This is a genomic window from Streptomyces sp. NPDC046862 (genome assembly GCF_040704615.1).
Classification (GTDB): Bacteria; Actinomycetota; Actinomycetes; order Streptomycetales; family Streptomycetaceae; genus Streptomyces.
Window position 1 is genome coordinate 213,479 of record NZ_JBEYXP010000013.1, and the last position, 16,720, is coordinate 230,198.

The 16,720-nt window shown below is 71.8% G+C and carries 10 protein-coding genes and 1 tRNA gene; 7 read left to right on the plus strand and 4 right to left on the minus strand.

Annotated features, from left to right (window positions below; genetic code table 11):
* Positions 1-99: 99 nt before the first annotated feature.
* Positions 100-1,665 carry a DUF6519 domain-containing protein gene (locus tag AB0959_RS17245; protein WP_366827230.1) on the plus strand — a complete coding sequence of 522 codons (1,566 nt, stop codon included), beginning with the start codon at positions 100-102 and terminating at the stop codon, positions 1,663-1,665.
* A gap of 2 nt (positions 1,666-1,667) precedes the next feature.
* Positions 1,668-2,561, plus strand: coding sequence for a peptidoglycan-binding protein (locus tag AB0959_RS17250; protein WP_366827231.1), 894 nt, complete (start codon positions 1,668-1,670; stop codon positions 2,559-2,561).
* Between the two features lie 128 nt (positions 2,562-2,689).
* On the opposite strand, the gene AB0959_RS17255 is transcribed toward AB0959_RS17250, so the two are convergent.
* Both AB0959_RS17255 and AB0959_RS17260 read right to left on the minus strand, forming a co-directional pair.
* Positions 2,690-4,063: a M1 family metallopeptidase gene (locus AB0959_RS17255; RefSeq protein ID WP_366827232.1), complete on the minus strand. Its 1,374-nt coding sequence runs from the start codon at positions 4,061-4,063 to the stop codon at positions 2,690-2,692.
* Between the two features lie 71 nt (positions 4,064-4,134).
* The gene (locus tag AB0959_RS17260) at positions 4,135-8,022 is read right to left on the minus strand and encodes a Pls/PosA family non-ribosomal peptide synthetase (protein WP_366827234.1); all 3,888 of its coding nucleotides are present in this window, start codon (positions 8,020-8,022) and stop codon (positions 4,135-4,137) included.
* A gap of 383 nt (positions 8,023-8,405) precedes the next feature.
* Between AB0959_RS17260 and AB0959_RS17265 the strand changes: the two genes are divergently transcribed.
* Both AB0959_RS17265 and AB0959_RS17270 read left to right on the plus strand, forming a co-directional pair.
* Positions 8,406-9,947, plus strand: coding sequence for a hypothetical protein (locus AB0959_RS17265; RefSeq protein ID WP_366827236.1), 1,542 nt, complete (start codon positions 8,406-8,408; stop codon positions 9,945-9,947).
* Positions 9,944-12,634, plus strand: a complete 2,691-nt coding sequence (locus tag AB0959_RS17270; protein WP_366827237.1) for a hypothetical protein — start codon at positions 9,944-9,946, stop codon at positions 12,632-12,634. The genes AB0959_RS17265 and AB0959_RS17270 overlap by 4 nt, the downstream gene beginning before the upstream one ends.
* On the opposite strand, the gene AB0959_RS17275 is transcribed toward AB0959_RS17270, so the two are convergent.
* On the minus strand, positions 12,592-13,473 hold the full coding sequence (locus AB0959_RS17275; RefSeq protein WP_366827238.1) for a DUF429 domain-containing protein: 882 nt from the start codon (positions 13,471-13,473) through the stop codon (positions 12,592-12,594). The two genes, AB0959_RS17270 and AB0959_RS17275, sit on opposite strands and share 43 nt — an antisense overlap.
* A 131-nt stretch (positions 13,474-13,604) precedes the next feature.
* A tRNA-Leu gene (locus tag AB0959_RS17280) sits at positions 13,605-13,692 on the minus strand.
* Positions 13,693-13,879: 187 nt separating this feature from the next.
* On the opposite strand from AB0959_RS17280, the gene AB0959_RS17285 reads away from it, so the two are divergent.
* From AB0959_RS17285 to AB0959_RS17295, 3 genes are all read left to right on the plus strand, one after another.
* Entirely contained in the window at positions 13,880-15,205 is a 1,326-nt protein-coding gene (locus tag AB0959_RS17285) for a M20/M25/M40 family metallo-hydrolase (protein WP_366827239.1), read from the plus strand.
* Positions 15,206-15,342: 137 nt separating this feature from the next.
* Positions 15,343-15,576: a chaplin ChpH gene (gene chpH, locus AB0959_RS17290; protein WP_366827240.1), complete on the plus strand. Its 234-nt coding sequence runs from the start codon at positions 15,343-15,345 to the stop codon at positions 15,574-15,576.
* Between the two features lie 155 nt (positions 15,577-15,731).
* The gene (locus AB0959_RS17295) at positions 15,732-16,601 is read left to right on the plus strand and encodes a chaplin (RefSeq protein WP_366827241.1); all 870 of its coding nucleotides are present in this window, start codon (positions 15,732-15,734) and stop codon (positions 16,599-16,601) included.
* The last annotated feature ends 119 nt before the right edge of the window (positions 16,602-16,720 follow it).

Here is a 16,720-nt window from a genome sequence, read left to right on the forward strand (position 1 = left end):
ACCCCGGCCTCCCGAGCCGCATCTGAACCCGTCCGGCCACGCGAGCCGTACCACTGACGACTCCTGAAACGCACAACCTCAACCAGGGGGACCCCTTCCATGCACGCTGACCTGTCCCGCCTCACCTTCCGCCCGGAACGCCACTACTCGGCGGTCGTCGCCCAACAGGGCCGCGTCCAGCTCGACGCCGACACCAACGAGCAGACAGCGATCCAGCTCCACCAGGCCCGCACCCTCGCCGCGGACCTGATCGGCCGGCACGGCGGACCGCGCGACGCGTGCGGCTTCCGCATCGAGTACGTGGGCGGCAAGCACGACATCGACACCCTGAACATCCACGGCGGGCGCTACTACGTCGACGGCATCCTCGTCGACGCGGGCCGCCCGGCGCCCGGCACACCCGTACCCGACGACGCGGACGCGGACGCCGACGACCAGGACGACGCGACCCCCCAGCCGCCCGCGTACTGGACGTACTGGGACCAGCCCGACGGCTTCCGCGACCCGGAGAAGCCCGGCGACCGGCTGCCCTCGCCCGCCCAGTCGCCGTTCCTCGTCTACCTCAACGTCTGGGAGCGCTCGGTCACCGCGGCCGAGGACCCGGCACTGCGCGAGGTCGCGCTCGGCGCGGCGATGCCGGACACCGCCGCCCGCGTGAAGGTCGTCTGGCAGGTGCTGGCGCTGTCCCTCGCCGCCCTGGACATCGAGGAGACCGACCCCTCCAAGGAAGTCGTCCGCGCCGCCTTCGACAAGTGGGCCGCGCGCCAGGCTGCCCCCTCGGCCCGGCTCGCCGCCCGCAGTGAGCGGCCCGACCATGCCGACGAGGACCCCTGCCTGGTCAAGCCGGACGCCCGCTACCGCGGCCCGGAGAACCAGCTGTACCGCGTCGAGGTCCACGCCGCCGGCGAGGCGAAGGACGCCACCTTCAAGTGGTCCCGCGAGAACGGCTCGGTCGTCTTCCCGGTCGACGAACTCGACGGCACCTGGGTGCAGTTGGCGTCCCTCGGTTTCGACGACAAGCTGGACCTGGACGTCGGCGACCACGTCGAGTTCACCGACACCGCGTACGCCTCCCGCCTCGAGTCCCTCCCGCTGCTGCGGGTCGAGGAACTGGACCTGCCGGGCCGCCGCGTCCGTTTGTCCGCCGAGCCGGAGCCGGGCGTCGGCCGGCTGCCCCACCTCCACCCGTTCCTGCGCCGCTGGGACCACCACGAGGGCCCGAGGCGCAAGGGCCGTACGACCTCCCTGAAGGGCGGGGCCGTGCCCGTCACGGAGGGGGAGTGGCTGCCCCTGGAGGACGGCGTCGAGGTGTACTTCGCCAAGGGCGGCACGTACCGCACCGGTGACCACTGGATCATCCCCGCCCGCACCGCCACCGGCCGTGTCGAGTGGCCCGCCGACCCGGCACGCCGCCCCCTGCTCCAGGGCCCGGCCGGCATCGCCCGCCACCTGGCCCCGCTGGCCCTGATCAAGGGCGAGGGCAGCCCCGTCGACCTGCGCTACGCCTTCGGGTGGCAGGCCAGCAGCGTCCCGGCCGCGGACGAGGCCGCGCTCGCCGCCGAGGCACAGGCCAGCCGCGAGGAGCAGGCTGCGGAGGCCGACCCCTCCGGAGGGCGCTCACAGACCACAGGCGAGGCCGAGGCCTCCGCGGAAGGAGACCGGTAACCATGGCGAATCCCCTGAGCGCGTCGAAGATGGTGGCGATCCTGCGTGCCGAGGGCCTGACGGTCCACGAGGTACGCAGCTGGCGCACCCACAACCGCAACACCAAGGGTCCCTGGGGCCCGGTCAACGGCGTGATGATCCACCACACCGTCACCTCCGGCACCCAGAACTCCGTGAACATCTGCTACAACGGCTACTCCAGCCTGCCCGGCCCCCTCTGCCACGGCGTCATCGACAAGAAGGGCGAGATCCACCTCGTCGGCAACGGCCGCGCCAACCACGCCGGTTCCGGCGACAGCGACGTCCTGCGCGCCGTGATCAACGAGACGAGGCTGCCGGGCGACAACGAGGCGGACACCGACGGCAACCGCCACTTCTACGGCTTCGAGTGCATCAACCTCGGCGACGGCAGGGACCCCTGGCCCGAGGCGCAGAAGGAGGCCATCGAGAAGGTCGCCGCCGCGATCTGCCGCCACCACGGCTGGACCGAGCGCTCCGTCATCGGCCACAAGGAGTGGCAGCCGGGCAAGGTGGACCCACGCGGCTTCACGATGGACAGCATGCGCAAGCGCATCGGCGAGCGGCTGGACGGCAAGGGCGGCTCGACGAAACCGAAGCCCGCCGACCCGAAGCCCGCGCCCAAGCCGACATACGAGCCGTTCCCCGGCAGCGGCTTCTTCCACATCGGCCGCAAGTCCCCGGTCATCACTGCGATGGGCCGCCGCCTGGTCGCCGAGGGCTGCAGCCGCTACGAGGAGGGCCCGAGCCCCGAGTGGACCGAGTCCGACCGCCGCTCCTACGCGGCCTGGCAGCAGAAACTCGGCTTCAAGGGCAAGGACGCGGACGGCATCCCGGGCAAGGTCAGCTGGGACAAGCTGCGGGTGCCGAACAGCTGAGCGCCCGTACTGTGCGGAGTTCGTCGCGCCCCTGCAAGGGGCGCGGGGCTGTGTTGATATGCGGCTCCGTCGCGAGGGCGCGACCAGCCACATCGCACCCGCAGCCGACAACGAACCCGGCACAGACCCTACGAGTTGGTCGGCGGATACGAGGGCCTCGCCGGAATCCGCGTCGCGCCCGGCGAGGGCAACGGGGGCAGCTCCCCCTCGTACAGCCACACCCGAAAAAGCTCCTCAAGGGACTCCACGGCGAACCGCGCCACATGCCCCGTGAACGTCCCCGTGGTGACGGCGCCACCCCGGTGCAGCCCGGCCCACCCCCGCAGCATCCGGAAGAACGCGTCGTCCCCCATCGCACAGCGCACCGCGTGCACGACGAGCCCACCACGCTGGTAGAGCCGGTCGTCGAACATCAGCTTGCGGCCTGGGTCGGCAAGGACCAGGTCCTGCGGCAGCGAGGACAGCAACCGGTGGGCACTGCCCGCCAGTTGCTGGGCCGTAGGCCCGCCCGACCGCTCCGACCACAGCCACTCGGCGTACTTCGCGAACCCCTCGTTCAGCCAGATGTGCCGCCAGTCCGCGACGGACACGCTGTTGCCGAACCACTGGTGCGCCAGCTCGTGGGCCACCAGTCGCTCCGAACCCCGCGCCCCGTCCACGTGGTTGGCGCCGAACAGTGACAACCCCTGCGCCTCGACGGGAACGTCCAGCTCCTCCTCGGTGACCACCACGGCGTACTCACCGAACGGATACGGCCCGAACAACTCCTGGAACAGCTCCATCATCGCGGGCTGCCGCGCGAAGTCCCGCGAGAACTCCCCGAGGAGATGCGCCGGAATGTGCCCGTGCTGCGGAACACCGCCCAGCCCCGGATCGCCGAGCAGCACCGTCTGGTACTTCCCGATCGACAGCCCGACCAGATAACTCGACGTCGGAGCCGACTGCTCGTACACCCACGTCGTCGTGGACGCCTTCGTCGTACGGGTCAGCAGGCGACCGCCGGCCACCACCTGGTACGCGGACGGTGTGGTGATCGAGATCTGGTACGAGGCCTTGTCGGCGGGCCGGTCGTTGCACGGGTACCAGGACGGCGCCCCGACCGGCTGGCTGGCCACCAGCGCCCCGTCGGCGAGCTCCTCCCAACCGAGCCCGCCCCAGGGGCTGCTGACCGGCTTGGGGTTGCCGGACCAGTGGACCTCGACGGTGAAGGCGGCCCCGGCGCGCACCGGCTTCGGCGGACGGATGCGCAGCTTGCCGCCGCGGTGCGTGTAGTGCGGTGCCCGGCCGTCGACCTTGACCCGGCCGATCTTGAAGTCGGCGAGGTTCAGCTGGAACTCGCTGAGCGCGGCACGGCCCGCTATGGCGTTGATCCGGGCCGTACCCGACAGCCGGTTCGGCCCGGGCCGGTAGTCCAGCGCGATCTCGTACCGGTGCACCCGGTACCGGGGATCGCCGTTGGCCGGGAAATACGGATCCGGACCCGCTGTCTGCTGAACCGCCACTGCTGTGTCTGCTCCCTGCGCTGCTCTCGAACGACGTCCATCGTCCCCACCCGACGCCGACGAGGCCGCGCCTACCGACGCCATGCCTCGATCGGGTTGCCCAGCCAGCGAGTGTCGTCGGGCACGGACTCCGCGGCCATGACCAGCGACGCCGGACCCAGCGTCGTACGGGCCCCGATGGCGCTGCCGGGCAGGACGATTCCGCCCGGGCCCAGCGTGGCGCCCTCACGGAGAACAACAGTATCCGTCCGCAAGATCCGGTCGTGGAAGAGGTGGGTCTGGAGCACACAGCCCCGGTTCACCGTGGCGCCGTCGCCGAGCGTCACCAGATCGCTCTCCGGCAGCCAGTAACTCTCCACCCACACACCCTTGCCGATGCGGGCGCCGAGCCCCCGCAGCCACACGTTCATCAGCGGCGTACCCGGCACGGACCCGGCGAGCCATGGCACGGCCACCACCTCGACGAAGGTGTCGGCGAGCTCGTTGCGCCACACGTACGAGCTCCACAGCGGGTGCTCACCACCGCGGTGCCGCCCCACGAGCGCCCACTTCGCGACGACGGACAGCGCGCATCCCGCGATGCCCGTCGCGAGCAGCACGACGCCGCACAGCAGCCACGCCCAGCCGCCCAGCGCGCTCAGCGCCGCCACCGTCAGTACGGCCAGCGCGCCCGAGCACAGCACCGGAACGATGCGGCACAGCTCCACCAGACCCCGCGCCCACAGCAGCCGGGCAGGGGGCTCGTACGTCCGGCTCTGGTCGCCGCCGGCCGCGTTGCGGGGCAGCCTGACCGGCGGCAGCCCCAGATACGAGCTGCCCTTCTTCGCCTTCTTCGGCGTCGCCGACAGCACGCCGACCAGCCCGCCGTCCGGCACGCTGCGTCCCGGCGCCGTCATCCCCGAGTTCCCGAGGAACGCCCGGCGCCCGATCTCCGCCCGCCCGATCCGCAGCCAGCCGCCGCCCAGCTCGTACGGCGCGGTCAGCGTGTCGTCCGCCAGGAACGCGCCGTCGCCGACCGTGGTCAGGCTGGGCAGGGCGAGCACGGTGGACACCTCGGCACCCCGCCCGATCCGCATTCCGAGCAGCCGCAGCCACACCGGCGTGACCAGCCCGGCGTACAGCGGGAACAGCACCTCCCGGGCCCGGTCCATCAACTGCGTGACCGTCCAGGCCTGCCAGCCGACCCTGCTGTGCGTGGGATGCGTACCCTCGCCGAGCCCCAGGCTCAGCAGCCGTACGGCGACGAGCAGGAGCAGCGCGTACACAGCCCCGAAGGCCAGCGTCGCCGGGACCAGCGCGAGCGCCGCACCCCGCACCGCCTCGCCGAGCCCGGCGTCCGGCGCCACGAAGAGGCCCGCGGTGAGCAGCGAGGCGAGTCCGGCGAGCAGCGGCAGCGCGGTCAGCCCGACGCCGCTCACGCCGTACATCGCCCGCCAGAACACGCCCTTCTCCGGCCGCTCCTTCGGCCAGTTCCGCTTGGCCTTGCCGAGCTTCACGGCGGGCGCCCCGGCCCAGCGCTGCCCGGTGGGCACCTGCCGGGCGACGGCGGAACCGGGCGCGACCTCGGCCCGCTTGCCCACGCGCGCGCCCGGGAACAGCATGCTCCGCGTCCCGACCACCGCACCGGCACCGACCTTGACCGGCCCGATCTCCAGCCGGTCACCGTCCAGCCACCAGCCCGACAGATCCACCTCGGACTCCACGGCCGCGCCCCGCCCGAGCTTGAGCATCCCCGTCACCGGCGGCAGCGAGTGCAGATCCACGTCGGACCCCACCTTGGCGCCCAGCGCACGGGCGTACCGCTCCAGCCAGGACCCGGTGAGCGAGGTCGCGCCGCTGAACTCGGCGAGCCGCTCGGCCGTCCACAGCCGCAGATGCACGCTCCCACCGCGCGCGTAACGCCCCGGCGTCACCCCGCGCAGCAGCAGCCGCGCCCCACCGGCGGCGACGGCCAGCCGCCCCGGCGGACTGAAGAACACGAGCGCCCCGGCCGCCACGGCCCACCAGGGAGCGGTCGGCAGCCACGCATACGACCCCATCGCCCCCAGCACGTTCCCGAGCGCGGCCAGCGGCACCATCCAGCGCAGCCCGAGCAGCGTGAACAGCGGCAGAAGCAGCAGGAGTTGCAGCACGCCGGCCCGCGCCGGAACCGGCTCGACCACCCGCTGGGAGCCGTCGTCCTGCGCCGACTCCTCCAGGTGCCGGGCGAGCTTGCGCAGGGTCGGGTGCTGGTAGAGGTCGAGGACGGCGGCGGTGGGGTAGCGGGTGCGCAGCCTGGTGGTGAGCTGGGCGGCGGCGAGAGAGCCGCCACCGATGGCGAAGAAGTCGTCGGAGGCACCGCCCACGGGAATCCCGAGGACCTCCGCCCACTGCTCGGCGAGCCACGCCTCGGTCCCGTACAGCTCCTCGGCCGGACCACCGGTCTCCAGGCCCTCCAGCGGCCACGGCAGGGCGTTCCGGTCGACCTTGCCGGAGGTGCGCGTCGGCAGGTCGGCGACCGGCGCGAGCAGCGGCACGAGCGCGGCGGGCAGCTCGGCCCGCAGTTTCCCGACGGCGGCGGCGTGGTCCCACCCGTCCTGGGTGACGACGTACCCGACGAGGAGCTGATTGCCGCTCCGTGCGGTCCGCACGGCGGCAGCGGCCCCCGCGACCCCGGGCAGCGCCTGCAGGGCCGCGTCCACCTCGCCGAGCTCGATCCGCCGCCCGCCGAGCTTGATCTGCTCGTCGGCCCGCCCGAGGAAGACCAGCCCCTCGGGTTCGGCCTTCACCAGGTCGCCGCTCCGATAGGCCCGCTCCCAACCGAGCGATTCCAGGGGCGCGTACTTCTCGGCGTCCTTCTCGGGATCGAGGTACCGGGCGAGCCCCACCCCGCCGATGACGAGCTGCCCGCTCTCGCCCATCGGCACGACCTGCCCCGCCTCGTCGACGACGGCGAGTTCCCACCCGTCGAGCGGCAGCCCGATCCGGATCGGCTCCTCACCCGTCATCAGGGAGGCGCAGGCGACGACGGTCGCCTCGGTGGGCCCGTAGGTGTTCCACACCTCGCGCCCCTCCGTCACCAGCCGCTGCGCCAGCTCGGGCGGGCACGCCTCTCCGCCGAAGATCAGCAGCCGCACGTCGTTGAGGGTCTCGGGCTCCCACAGCGCGGCGAGTGTCGGCACCGTGGACACCACGGTGATCTCCTGCTCGACGAGCCAGGGCCCCAGATCGGCCCCGCTGCGCACCTGCGAGCGCGGCACGGGAACCAGACAGGCCCCGTACCGCCAGGCCAGCCACATCTCCTCACAGGACGCGTCGAAGGCCACGGACAGCCCGGCCATGACCCGGTCACCGGGCCCGATCGGCTCCTCGGTGAGGAACAGCGCGGCCTCGGCGTCCACGAAGGCGGCGGCACTGCGGTGGCTCACGGCCACGCCCTTGGGCTTCCCGGTGGACCCGGAGGTGAAGATGATCCAGGCGTCGTGCTCGATGCCGGGCCGGGCGGCGGGCTCCTCGCTCCGCCCGTGCGGGGTCAGCTCGTGCCCGGCGCCCACGACGGCCCGGACCCCGGCCTCCCCGAACACCAACTCGGCCCGCTCATCGGGGTCCTCGGCGTCCACGGGCACGTACGCGGCCCCGGCGGCGAGCACGGCGAGGATCGCCACGTACAGATCATTCGTGCCCGACGGCACACGCACCCCGACCCGGTCCCCGAGCCCGACCCCGGCGGCGGCCAGACGCCGGCGCAGTCCCTCCACCTCGGTGGCCAGGGCGCGGTACGTCAGGCAGGTGACGCCGTCGTCCAGCGCGGGCTCGTTCGGATACGACCGCACGGAGGCGTCGAGGACGTCCACGAGGGTGCGGGGAGAGGGGGCGGGGCCGGCGACGAAGCGCGCCGCGGTGCCGAATCCCTCGCCCAGTCCTGCGCTCAATCCGTCGTCGAGCAGGGGGAGAGCGGGACTGTCGTGTACGGCGGCCATCGGATCCTCGCGTCTCGAACCCGGACCATCCGGGGGCACCGGCGGGCCACCAGGGATGCCTGGGGATGTCCGTCCAGCGCCGAACAAGCCCAATACTCTAGTGCGCAAGGGACTTCAGCCTGTCGTGTCGGCCAAGCGGGGGCATCCACGAGACGACGTACGGGTGCGGACGGACCGCCGTGACCTGGGGCTTTTCCGGCACGGCGAGATGTCCCCCACATTTCGCCGAAGTAACCTCCGACGGTCCGAGCCAGGGCCTCTGCCGGGTGGCGAATCGACGAAACAGGCTCCCCACCCCCACCCGACACCTAGTCTGAGACTTGGATCACCGGGTGGTTGCCGAAGCGCAGCTCCACCGACGTGCTGCAGGGGGAGGCGGCGGAATGACGGCGGACGTCCAGGGACCGGCTTGGGCGCTGGAAGGGCTGGGAGTGCGGTCCGGACGGTACCCGCTGGCGGTCGAGGGGCCGGTGATGCGCGCGGTCGACCGACTGGTGCCGGGAATGTCCACCGTGACCCGTTACATCCGCTACCACTCGATGTACGCGGCGATCGCCGCCCACGCCGAGCGGCACGCGCTGGACCGGGCCGGCTGCCGCCGGATGGTCCGCCGCTGCGAGGTACTGCTGGCCGCGCTCGGCCACGACACGGAGACCGCCGACACCGCCTGGACCGCCCATGGAGCCGATGGGGTACGGCGCTTCTGCACCGAGGAGCTGGAGCTCGCACGGGCGGCCGACGAGGAGCAGCTGACCCGGTCGTACTCGCCCCGCCGGTGGGGTTTCTGGGACCAGTACGGGGGACCTGCCACCGTCCTGGGCACCGTGGAGGTCCACAAGGGAGCACTCGGCCCCGGCCGCCACGCCTGCCCCGCGGCCATCCGGGACCTGTTCGCCCCGCTGCTGTCACTCGCCGGACAGGACGTCGTGCCCCTCCCCGACCTCCAGCGGGCCGGGCAGGCGGCTCTGGAGGTTCCGTTTCCGGAAGAGCAGGAATGGCTGACCGGGGTACTGACCGCCACCGCTGCGGGCGGAGCCCACGCACCCGGGGACTGGGAGGCATCCGACCGCACCCGGCGGGCGACCTTCCGGATCCTCGGCCGGGCGATCGAACTCCACGGCGCCGAAAGGCGCGGATATCAGGAGACACTGCGCTCCGCCGTCGCCTTCGGCGAGGAGCCGACCACCGATCCGGTCCTCTCCTCGGTACCGGAATCGGCGGGCTGGAGGGGACTCCTGCTGCGCCACTACTCGGTCGGCGCCTGGCGCAGGCTGTGGGCCGCGCTGGTGGCCGTCGTCGGATCCAGGGACGGCGAGGCCGACCGGTCGGCCGAGGAACTGCGCGACTGGCTGGCACACCAGGCCCCGGCCGGGACCGTACGACGGCTGCTGGGGGAGTTGCCACCCCTGAAGAGTCCGGAAGGCCGGCTGATGCCCGCCGAACGGCAGATCCTCGAACAGGGCGGTGACACCCCGATGACCGATGTGCTGCTCCTGATGGTGGGCGCCCTGAGGTCCCGGGAGGGCCACCTGACCGACGACGCCCGCGCGGTCTTCCTGGGGCGCGGGCGGCGCTCGGCTGAGTTCCTCGACCCGACATGGATCGACGGACTCCTCACCGACTACGCCGACCGGCAGGCCGGCGACCTGGCCGCGCGACTCGTCGACGACATGCTGGCCCAGTCCCGACGGGTGGCGCTCGGCAAGCTCCGCACGGACCCGGCGACCGGCGGACTGAAGATCTTCTCGCGGCTGCACCTGCGCAACGAGCGGTACTTCAAGACGGGCGACGAGTCAGGCTCCGGCATCGGCACGCGCATCCCCCAACTGGGCTTCTTCGGGCAACAGCTGGGGCTCTTCGCCGTCCAGGACGGCCGCCACACCGTCACCGCGCACGGCCGGGACGTCCTGGAGACGGACCGATGAGCGCGGCACGGCACACACGGTTCGCCTCCCCGGTGACACTGCTGCGCGAATGGGCCGAGCGCAGCGACCGGCAAGCGCTCCACGACGTGCTCTTCCTCGGGTTCACGGTCGACCTTCCGTTCCTGGAGAAGGTCGCGATCCCCGTCGCCCGAGGCCTCGGCGCCCGCACCGCGGTGATCGGCGACGCGGCCCAGGGGTTGTACGACCCGGTCGACGTACGCCTGGCCGGCCGCGGTTATCTGCACGGCCTTGCCCGCTGCCAGGGCGCCTTCCATCCCAAAGTCGTGCTGCTGATCGGCGAACACGCCTGCCGGCTGGCGGTGGGATCGGGCAACCCGACACTGTCCGGGTGGGGAGCCAACGACGAACTGTGGACCGTCGTGGAGACCGAGGACGACGCCTCCCACGCCCTGCTGGCCGACCTCGCGGACTGGCTGGAGCAACTGCCCGCCGCCGTGGACCTGGCCCCTTGGTCCTCGAGCCACCTCGCAGAACTCGCCGCGCTCCTGACCGAACGACACGTCAACGCCCCCGCCGGGCCGCAGGACGGACCGCGACTGCTGCACAACCTCCACCGGAGCCTGCTCGACCAGCTGCCCTCCGGACCCGTCGAGGACCTCCAGGCTCACGCCCCGTTCATCGACCCGGAGGCCCACGCCCTGCGCGCCCTGGTGGACCGGCTGGCCCCACGCCACATCATCCTGGGACTCCAGCCCCACTGGTCCAGCTACGACGCCGACACGGTCAAAGCGGCGCTCGACGGCCCCTCCACCCGCATCCGCCTCCTCGACGAAACCCGGATGCGGCACGGCAAGTTCATCGAGTGGCGGACCGGAGACCGCAGGCACGCCCTGACCGGAAGCCCCAACCTCACCCGAGCCGCCCTGTGCACCAGCACCGGCAAGGGCGGCAACTGCGAACTCGCCGTCCTCACCGCCGACACCCAACCGCTGCTCCCCGAAGAAGGGCACACCACCGCACTCACCACTCTGAAGGGCCGCACCATCCGGCCCTTCACCTCCGTCGGCCCATCGCTCGTCCTGCTGGGGGCCAAGACGGACAGCGAAGGACTGCACGTCTCCCTCGCCCGCAGCGAGTCGACACCCGTCGTGATCAGCACGTCACCGGACGGGTCACCGGGCTCCTGGACGAAGACCGGCAGCATCCCCGCGCAGCGAACGGAGTGTTCCTTCCCGGTACCCGAAGTGCCCGGCGCCGCGGTACGTGCCACCTGCCGCCGCGCGGACGGCAGCACCGCCGAATCGGCCGTCGTCTTCGTCTACAGCCCGGTGCACTGCGAACGACGCCACACCGTCGACACCGGGCCCCGTCTGAGATACGACTACACGGCGCAAACGCTGTTCGCCGACGAACGCGCCGCCCGCCGCTTCGAGAACGACCTGCTGCGTCTACGCGAGCTCACCGCCGGAACGTCCGGGTCCTCCGCCCGGGTGAGCCCCGCGCAGCGCGGTGCGGAAGCCGAGGTGGCGGTGAGCGGGGTCGACCGCTGGGACGCCTATGTCGCGGAGTGCCGCCGGATGATCGGGGCACCGCTGACCGGCCTCGCGTTCGGTACCGCGCAGGTCGCCCTTCCCCAGCCACCGACGTCCCGATGGATCGTGTCGGCGGTCGCGGGCGCCCTGGCGGACGACGAGTCGTACGAAGACGGCGAGTCGTACGAAGACGGCGCGGAGGACGAGAACGGCGCGGAGGACGAGGACCCCGTCACCGCCGGTGGGCCCGCCGCACCGCAGGTTCCACCCGAGCAGCGAGCCCGCTGTCGCGTCTGGGCCCCGCGCTGGGCCGCCACGCTCGTCGACCCTGACGGAAGACCGGCGCAACCGCTGTCGGTACGGCTGCTGGTGGCGAACCTGTACGTCCAGCTCCTGGCCGCAGGAGTCTGGGACGATCACGACCACAGCTGGCGCGACGGCCTGAGCGGTCTTCTCGACGCTCTCACGCCCAAGGAACCCGGCCCGGAGGATCAGCGGACTCCACCGGAGACCCGGCGACGAGTGGACGCGGTGGTGGCCGTGCTGACGACCCTGCTCAGCCAGGACGCCACGTTCACCGGCGGGGGTGAGCACGACGTGCTGGCCGCCCGCGCGTGGCGGCGGTACAGGGAACGGGTCGCCCGCGCCGAGCCTGCCCAGGCGGAGGACCTGCTGCTCCCACCGGAGCAGGCGCTCGCCCGCACGGCCTCCTGGAGCGAGGTGGAACGGCTCATCACCCTGGCGCAGGAGAACGACCCCGACGCCGAGACGATCGAGGAGTTCTCCAGGTCGGGCTGGGCCACCACGCACGGGGACGGGCTCTGGGAGATCAAGGGCTCCTTCGGAAACCCGGTCCCCGTCGTGACCCGGGCCGCCGAGAGACTCGGGCGGCACCACACGAACGGCGTGCTCGTGCGGGCCCGGAGCAGGAACCGCTGGGCGTTCGTCGCCTGGGCGGCCCCGTACCTGGTCCTGCTGAACTTCCCGGCACGCGTCTGGAGCACCTACCGCATACGGCCTCCGGCCACACCGGCATCACGGTTCAGCGGCGGTGACCTGTCCGCGGTGCCCGGCCGCGTCGGCGCACCGACCCCGCTCGGCGCGGGCCCGCCGGAGGCCCTTCGGAACACCTTGGGCGAAGTGGGCCTGACCTACCCGGAGTTGATCGAGCGGCTGTTCCGGGAAGACACCTGACCGGACGGGACGCGTCCACGCCGCTGCTCGGGGCGGGCCGGCGCGATGATGGTGGGAGCACGCCCGGGCGGCGCGAGGTCGTCGGCTCCGAGTACCTGGCAGCGCGCGAACCCGTGCCGGGACCACAGCGCGGCCGTCCACGCGCAGAGCAGCGCGTCGATGAGGTCCTCCCGATGCTTGTAGTCGGCCGCACGCAGGGGTGAGGGCTCATCGAGCAGCCGGCGGGAGACCGGGTGGGAGGCCATCGCGAGCGGCGGATCGGCGTCGGCCAGACCCGCCATGCGCGCGATCAGCTCGTCGCAGGCCTCCGCCCGCACCGCCCGCCACCGCGCCGCCGGCACGCCCGCCGGCCGGCGCTTGTACGTGGGGCGTGCCTCGTCATAGCCCAACTCGGCGGCCCCCACCAAGGTCGTGTACGGGTAGCACTCGGAGAAGACCAGCCCGCCCGTCGGCGGCCCGCCCCTGCCGTCGTCGTAGGCCCAGCCGGACTGCTGAAGCCGCTTCCGCAGCAGGACTCCGGCCAGATGGGGAGAGCTCTGGTTGGTGCTGTTCGCGCTCACCTTCCAACGGCCGTACCTCCGGCCGACCTCCCGCTCGCAGGGCCGCTGGCCGGCTGGATTGTCGACGACCAGCGAAGCGTCGACGAAAGCCAGTGTCGATCCGCCGACGGCTGCCCCGGCAAGCCATTGAGTCGTCTCGTCGAGCCCACAGGTCCAGCCACAGTCGATCACCGCACCGCGGCCGTCGATGACGGCGACGCCGGTCTCGTTGGGCCTGACCCGGGCCCCGCCGCCCTGCGCCCAGGCAAGGTCGACGCCGATGAAGCGCTCGATCCCCATACCCCGGTAGTACCAGGAACCGGCCCGCGGACGTGGGCGGATTCTCTTCCTGACCGACTCCTGCCCGACCTGCCCATTGAGCACGCAGCACAAAAATGCGGGTCGAGATCACTCCCGACCCGCATCCTCTCTGGTGTCCGAGGGGGGACTTGAACCCCCACGCCCGATAAAGGGCACTAGCACCTCAAGCTAGCGCGTCTGCCATTCCGCCACCCGGACAAGGTGTCTGTCGTGCGGGGTTTCCCCGCAGCGACAGAGGAAACTTTACCAGGCTTTCGAGGGCCCCTGATCACACCCCGTCCCCGCGTGAACGGCGTGTGTCGGGCCGGGCCCGGTCTTGGGGCGGGCGGGGGTGCGGAGAGAGGATGAGGCAGGTACACCGGCAGTGACAGCGGGAGGAAGCAGCGTGAGCGAGACGGACACGACCAGGCATGTCACCGGCGAGGACGAGGTCGTGGACCTCTGCCGTGAGCTGATCCAGATCGACACCAGCAACTACGGCGACCACTCGGGCCCGGGCGAGCGCAAGGCCGCCGAGTACGTGGCCGAGAAGCTCGCCGAGGTGGGGCTCGAACCGAAGATCTTCGAGTCGCACCCCGGCCGCGCGTCCACGGTCGCCCGCATCGAGGGCGAGGACCCGTCCCGGCCCGCGCTCCTCATCCACGGCCACACCGACGTCGTACCGGCCAACGCCGACGACTGGACCCACGATCCCTTCTCCGGCGAGATCGCGGACGGGTGCGTGTGGGGGCGCGGCGCCGTCGACATGAAGGACATGGACGCGATGACGCTGGCGGTCGTCCGCGACCGGCTGCGCAGCGGGCGCAAGCCCCCGCGTGACATCGTCCTGGCCTTCCTCGCCGACGAGGAGGCGGGCGGTACGTACGGTGCCAAGCACCTCGTCAAGAACCACCCCGACCTCTTCGAGGGCGTGACCGAGGCGATCGGCGAGGTCGGCGGCTTCTCCTTCACCGTGAACGAGAAGCTGCGTCTGTACCTGGTGGAGACGGCCCAGAAGGGCATGCACTGGATGCGGCTCACCGTGGACGGCACGGCGGGGCACGGCTCGATGACCAACACCGACAACGCCATCACCGAACTGTGCGAGGCCGTCGGCCGGCTGGGCCGCCACACATGGCCGGTCCGGGTCACCAAGACCGTGCGGTCGTTCCTCGACGAGCTCTCCGACGCGCTCGGCACCGAACTCGACCCCGAGAACATGGACGAGACCCTCGCCAAGCTCGGCGGCATCGCCAAGATGGTCGGCGCGACGCTTCGGAACTCCGCCGCACCCACCATGCTCGGCGCCGGCTACAAGGTCAACGTCATCCCGGGGCAGGCCACCGCGCACGTCGACGGGCGCTTCCTGCCCGGCCACGAGGAGGAGTTCCTCGCCGACCTCGACCGGATCCTCGGCCCGCGCGTGAAGCGGGAGGACGTGCACGCGGACAAGGCCCTGGAGACCGACTTCGACGGCAAGCTCGTCGACGCCATGCAGAGTGCGCTGGGCGCCGAGGACCCCATCGCCCGTGCGGTGCCCTACATGCTCTCCGGCGGCACCGACGCCAAGTCCTTCGACGACCTCGGCATCCGTTGCTTCGGCTTCGCTCCGCTGAAGCTGCCGCCGGAGCTGGACTTCGCCGGCATGTTCCACGGCGTCGACGAGCGGGTGCCGGTGGACGGGCTGAAGTTCGGGGTGCGCGTGCTCGACCGGTTCATCGACGCGTCCTGACCTCGGTATTCGCCAGCCTGTACGGAGACCGACCGGGACGGGTGAATGCGACCGTAAGCTCGTAGCTTCATTACATCCTCCTCGTTACAGGTGATGTGACTCGCTACTTGGAGTCACTTTGCCAACGAGGAGGAATAATGATCAAGAAGGTCGTCGCTGCTGCCGCTGCCACTGGCGGTCTGGTTCTCGCGGGTGCGGGCCTGGCGGTTGCCGACTCGGGTGCTCAGGGTGCCGCCATCGGTTCCCCGGGTGTCCTTTCGGGCAACGTCGTCCAGGCGCCCATTCACGTCCCGGTGAACGTGTGCGGCAACACGATCTCGGTGATCGGGCTGCTGAACCCCGCCTTCGGCAACACCTGCATCAACAAGTGACGTTGTGCCTCACCCCGTGAGGGGCCTCACCCCATGAGGGTCTGAGTCCGTCGGCCCCGGAGTGCACGCCATGCACTCCGGGGCCGACGGGTCTTTTCGCAAGGTTCAGGACGAGCACAAGGTCCAAGACAAGGTCGAAGGCAGGGAATTCAGCAATGCGACAGGTCACCCGCAAGGGCCTGATGACGGTGGCGGCCGCGACGGGCGTGATCGCCGCGACCGGCGGCTACGCGAGCGCCGACTCCGGAGCCCACGGCGCCGCCACCAACTCGCCCGGCGTTCTGTCGGGCAACTCGGTGCAGGCACCGGTGCACGTCCCGGTCAACGTCTGCGGCAACACGGTGAACGTCGTGGGGGCGCTCAACCCGTCGGTGGGCAACAAGTGCGCCAACAACAGCGGCGGCAGCGGCTCGCACCACGGAGGCGGCCATGGCGGAAGCCACGGTGGAAGCCACGGCGGCGGCTCGCAGAGCGGGTCCGGGAGCGGGGCCCACGCCGGCGGGGACACCACCGGCTCGCCGGGCGTGGGCTCCGGGAACAACGTCCAGGTGCCGGTGGACGTACCGGTCAACGTCTGCGGCAACAACGTGAGCGTCGTCGGCATCGGTAACACGTCGATGGGCAACGACTGTGCCAACGGCTCGGGTGGTGGGGGCCACCACACGCCTCCGGGCGGCGGCCACGAGAACCCGCCCGGCAAGCCGGGGCAGCCCGGACACCCGGGGAATCCGGGGAACCCCGGACAGCCGGGGAACCCGGAGCAGCCCGGACACCCCGGACAGCCAAGTGAACCCGGCAACCCGGACAACCCGGGCAACCCCGGTAACCCCGGTAACCCCGGTGGAGAGACTCCGGGCGGCGGCCACAAGAACAACCCGGGCACGCAGACCGTCACCCAGCCCGAGGGCGTCGAGCAACTCGCCCACACCGGCAGCGAGCTGCCCCTCGGCCTCGCGTTGCCCATGGGCGCGGGCGCGATCATCGGCGGCGCCCTGATCTACCGCAAGGCGCGGGCGACCGCGTAGCCCTTCCCCTGTGGTGCGCCGCAACGGAGCGGGCCCCCCCGCGGGGGGGGCCGCACCGGAAGAGTAGCCCGGCCGCACCACCGGGGGCGCCCCAGGGGGGTGGTACGCCCACGCCACCC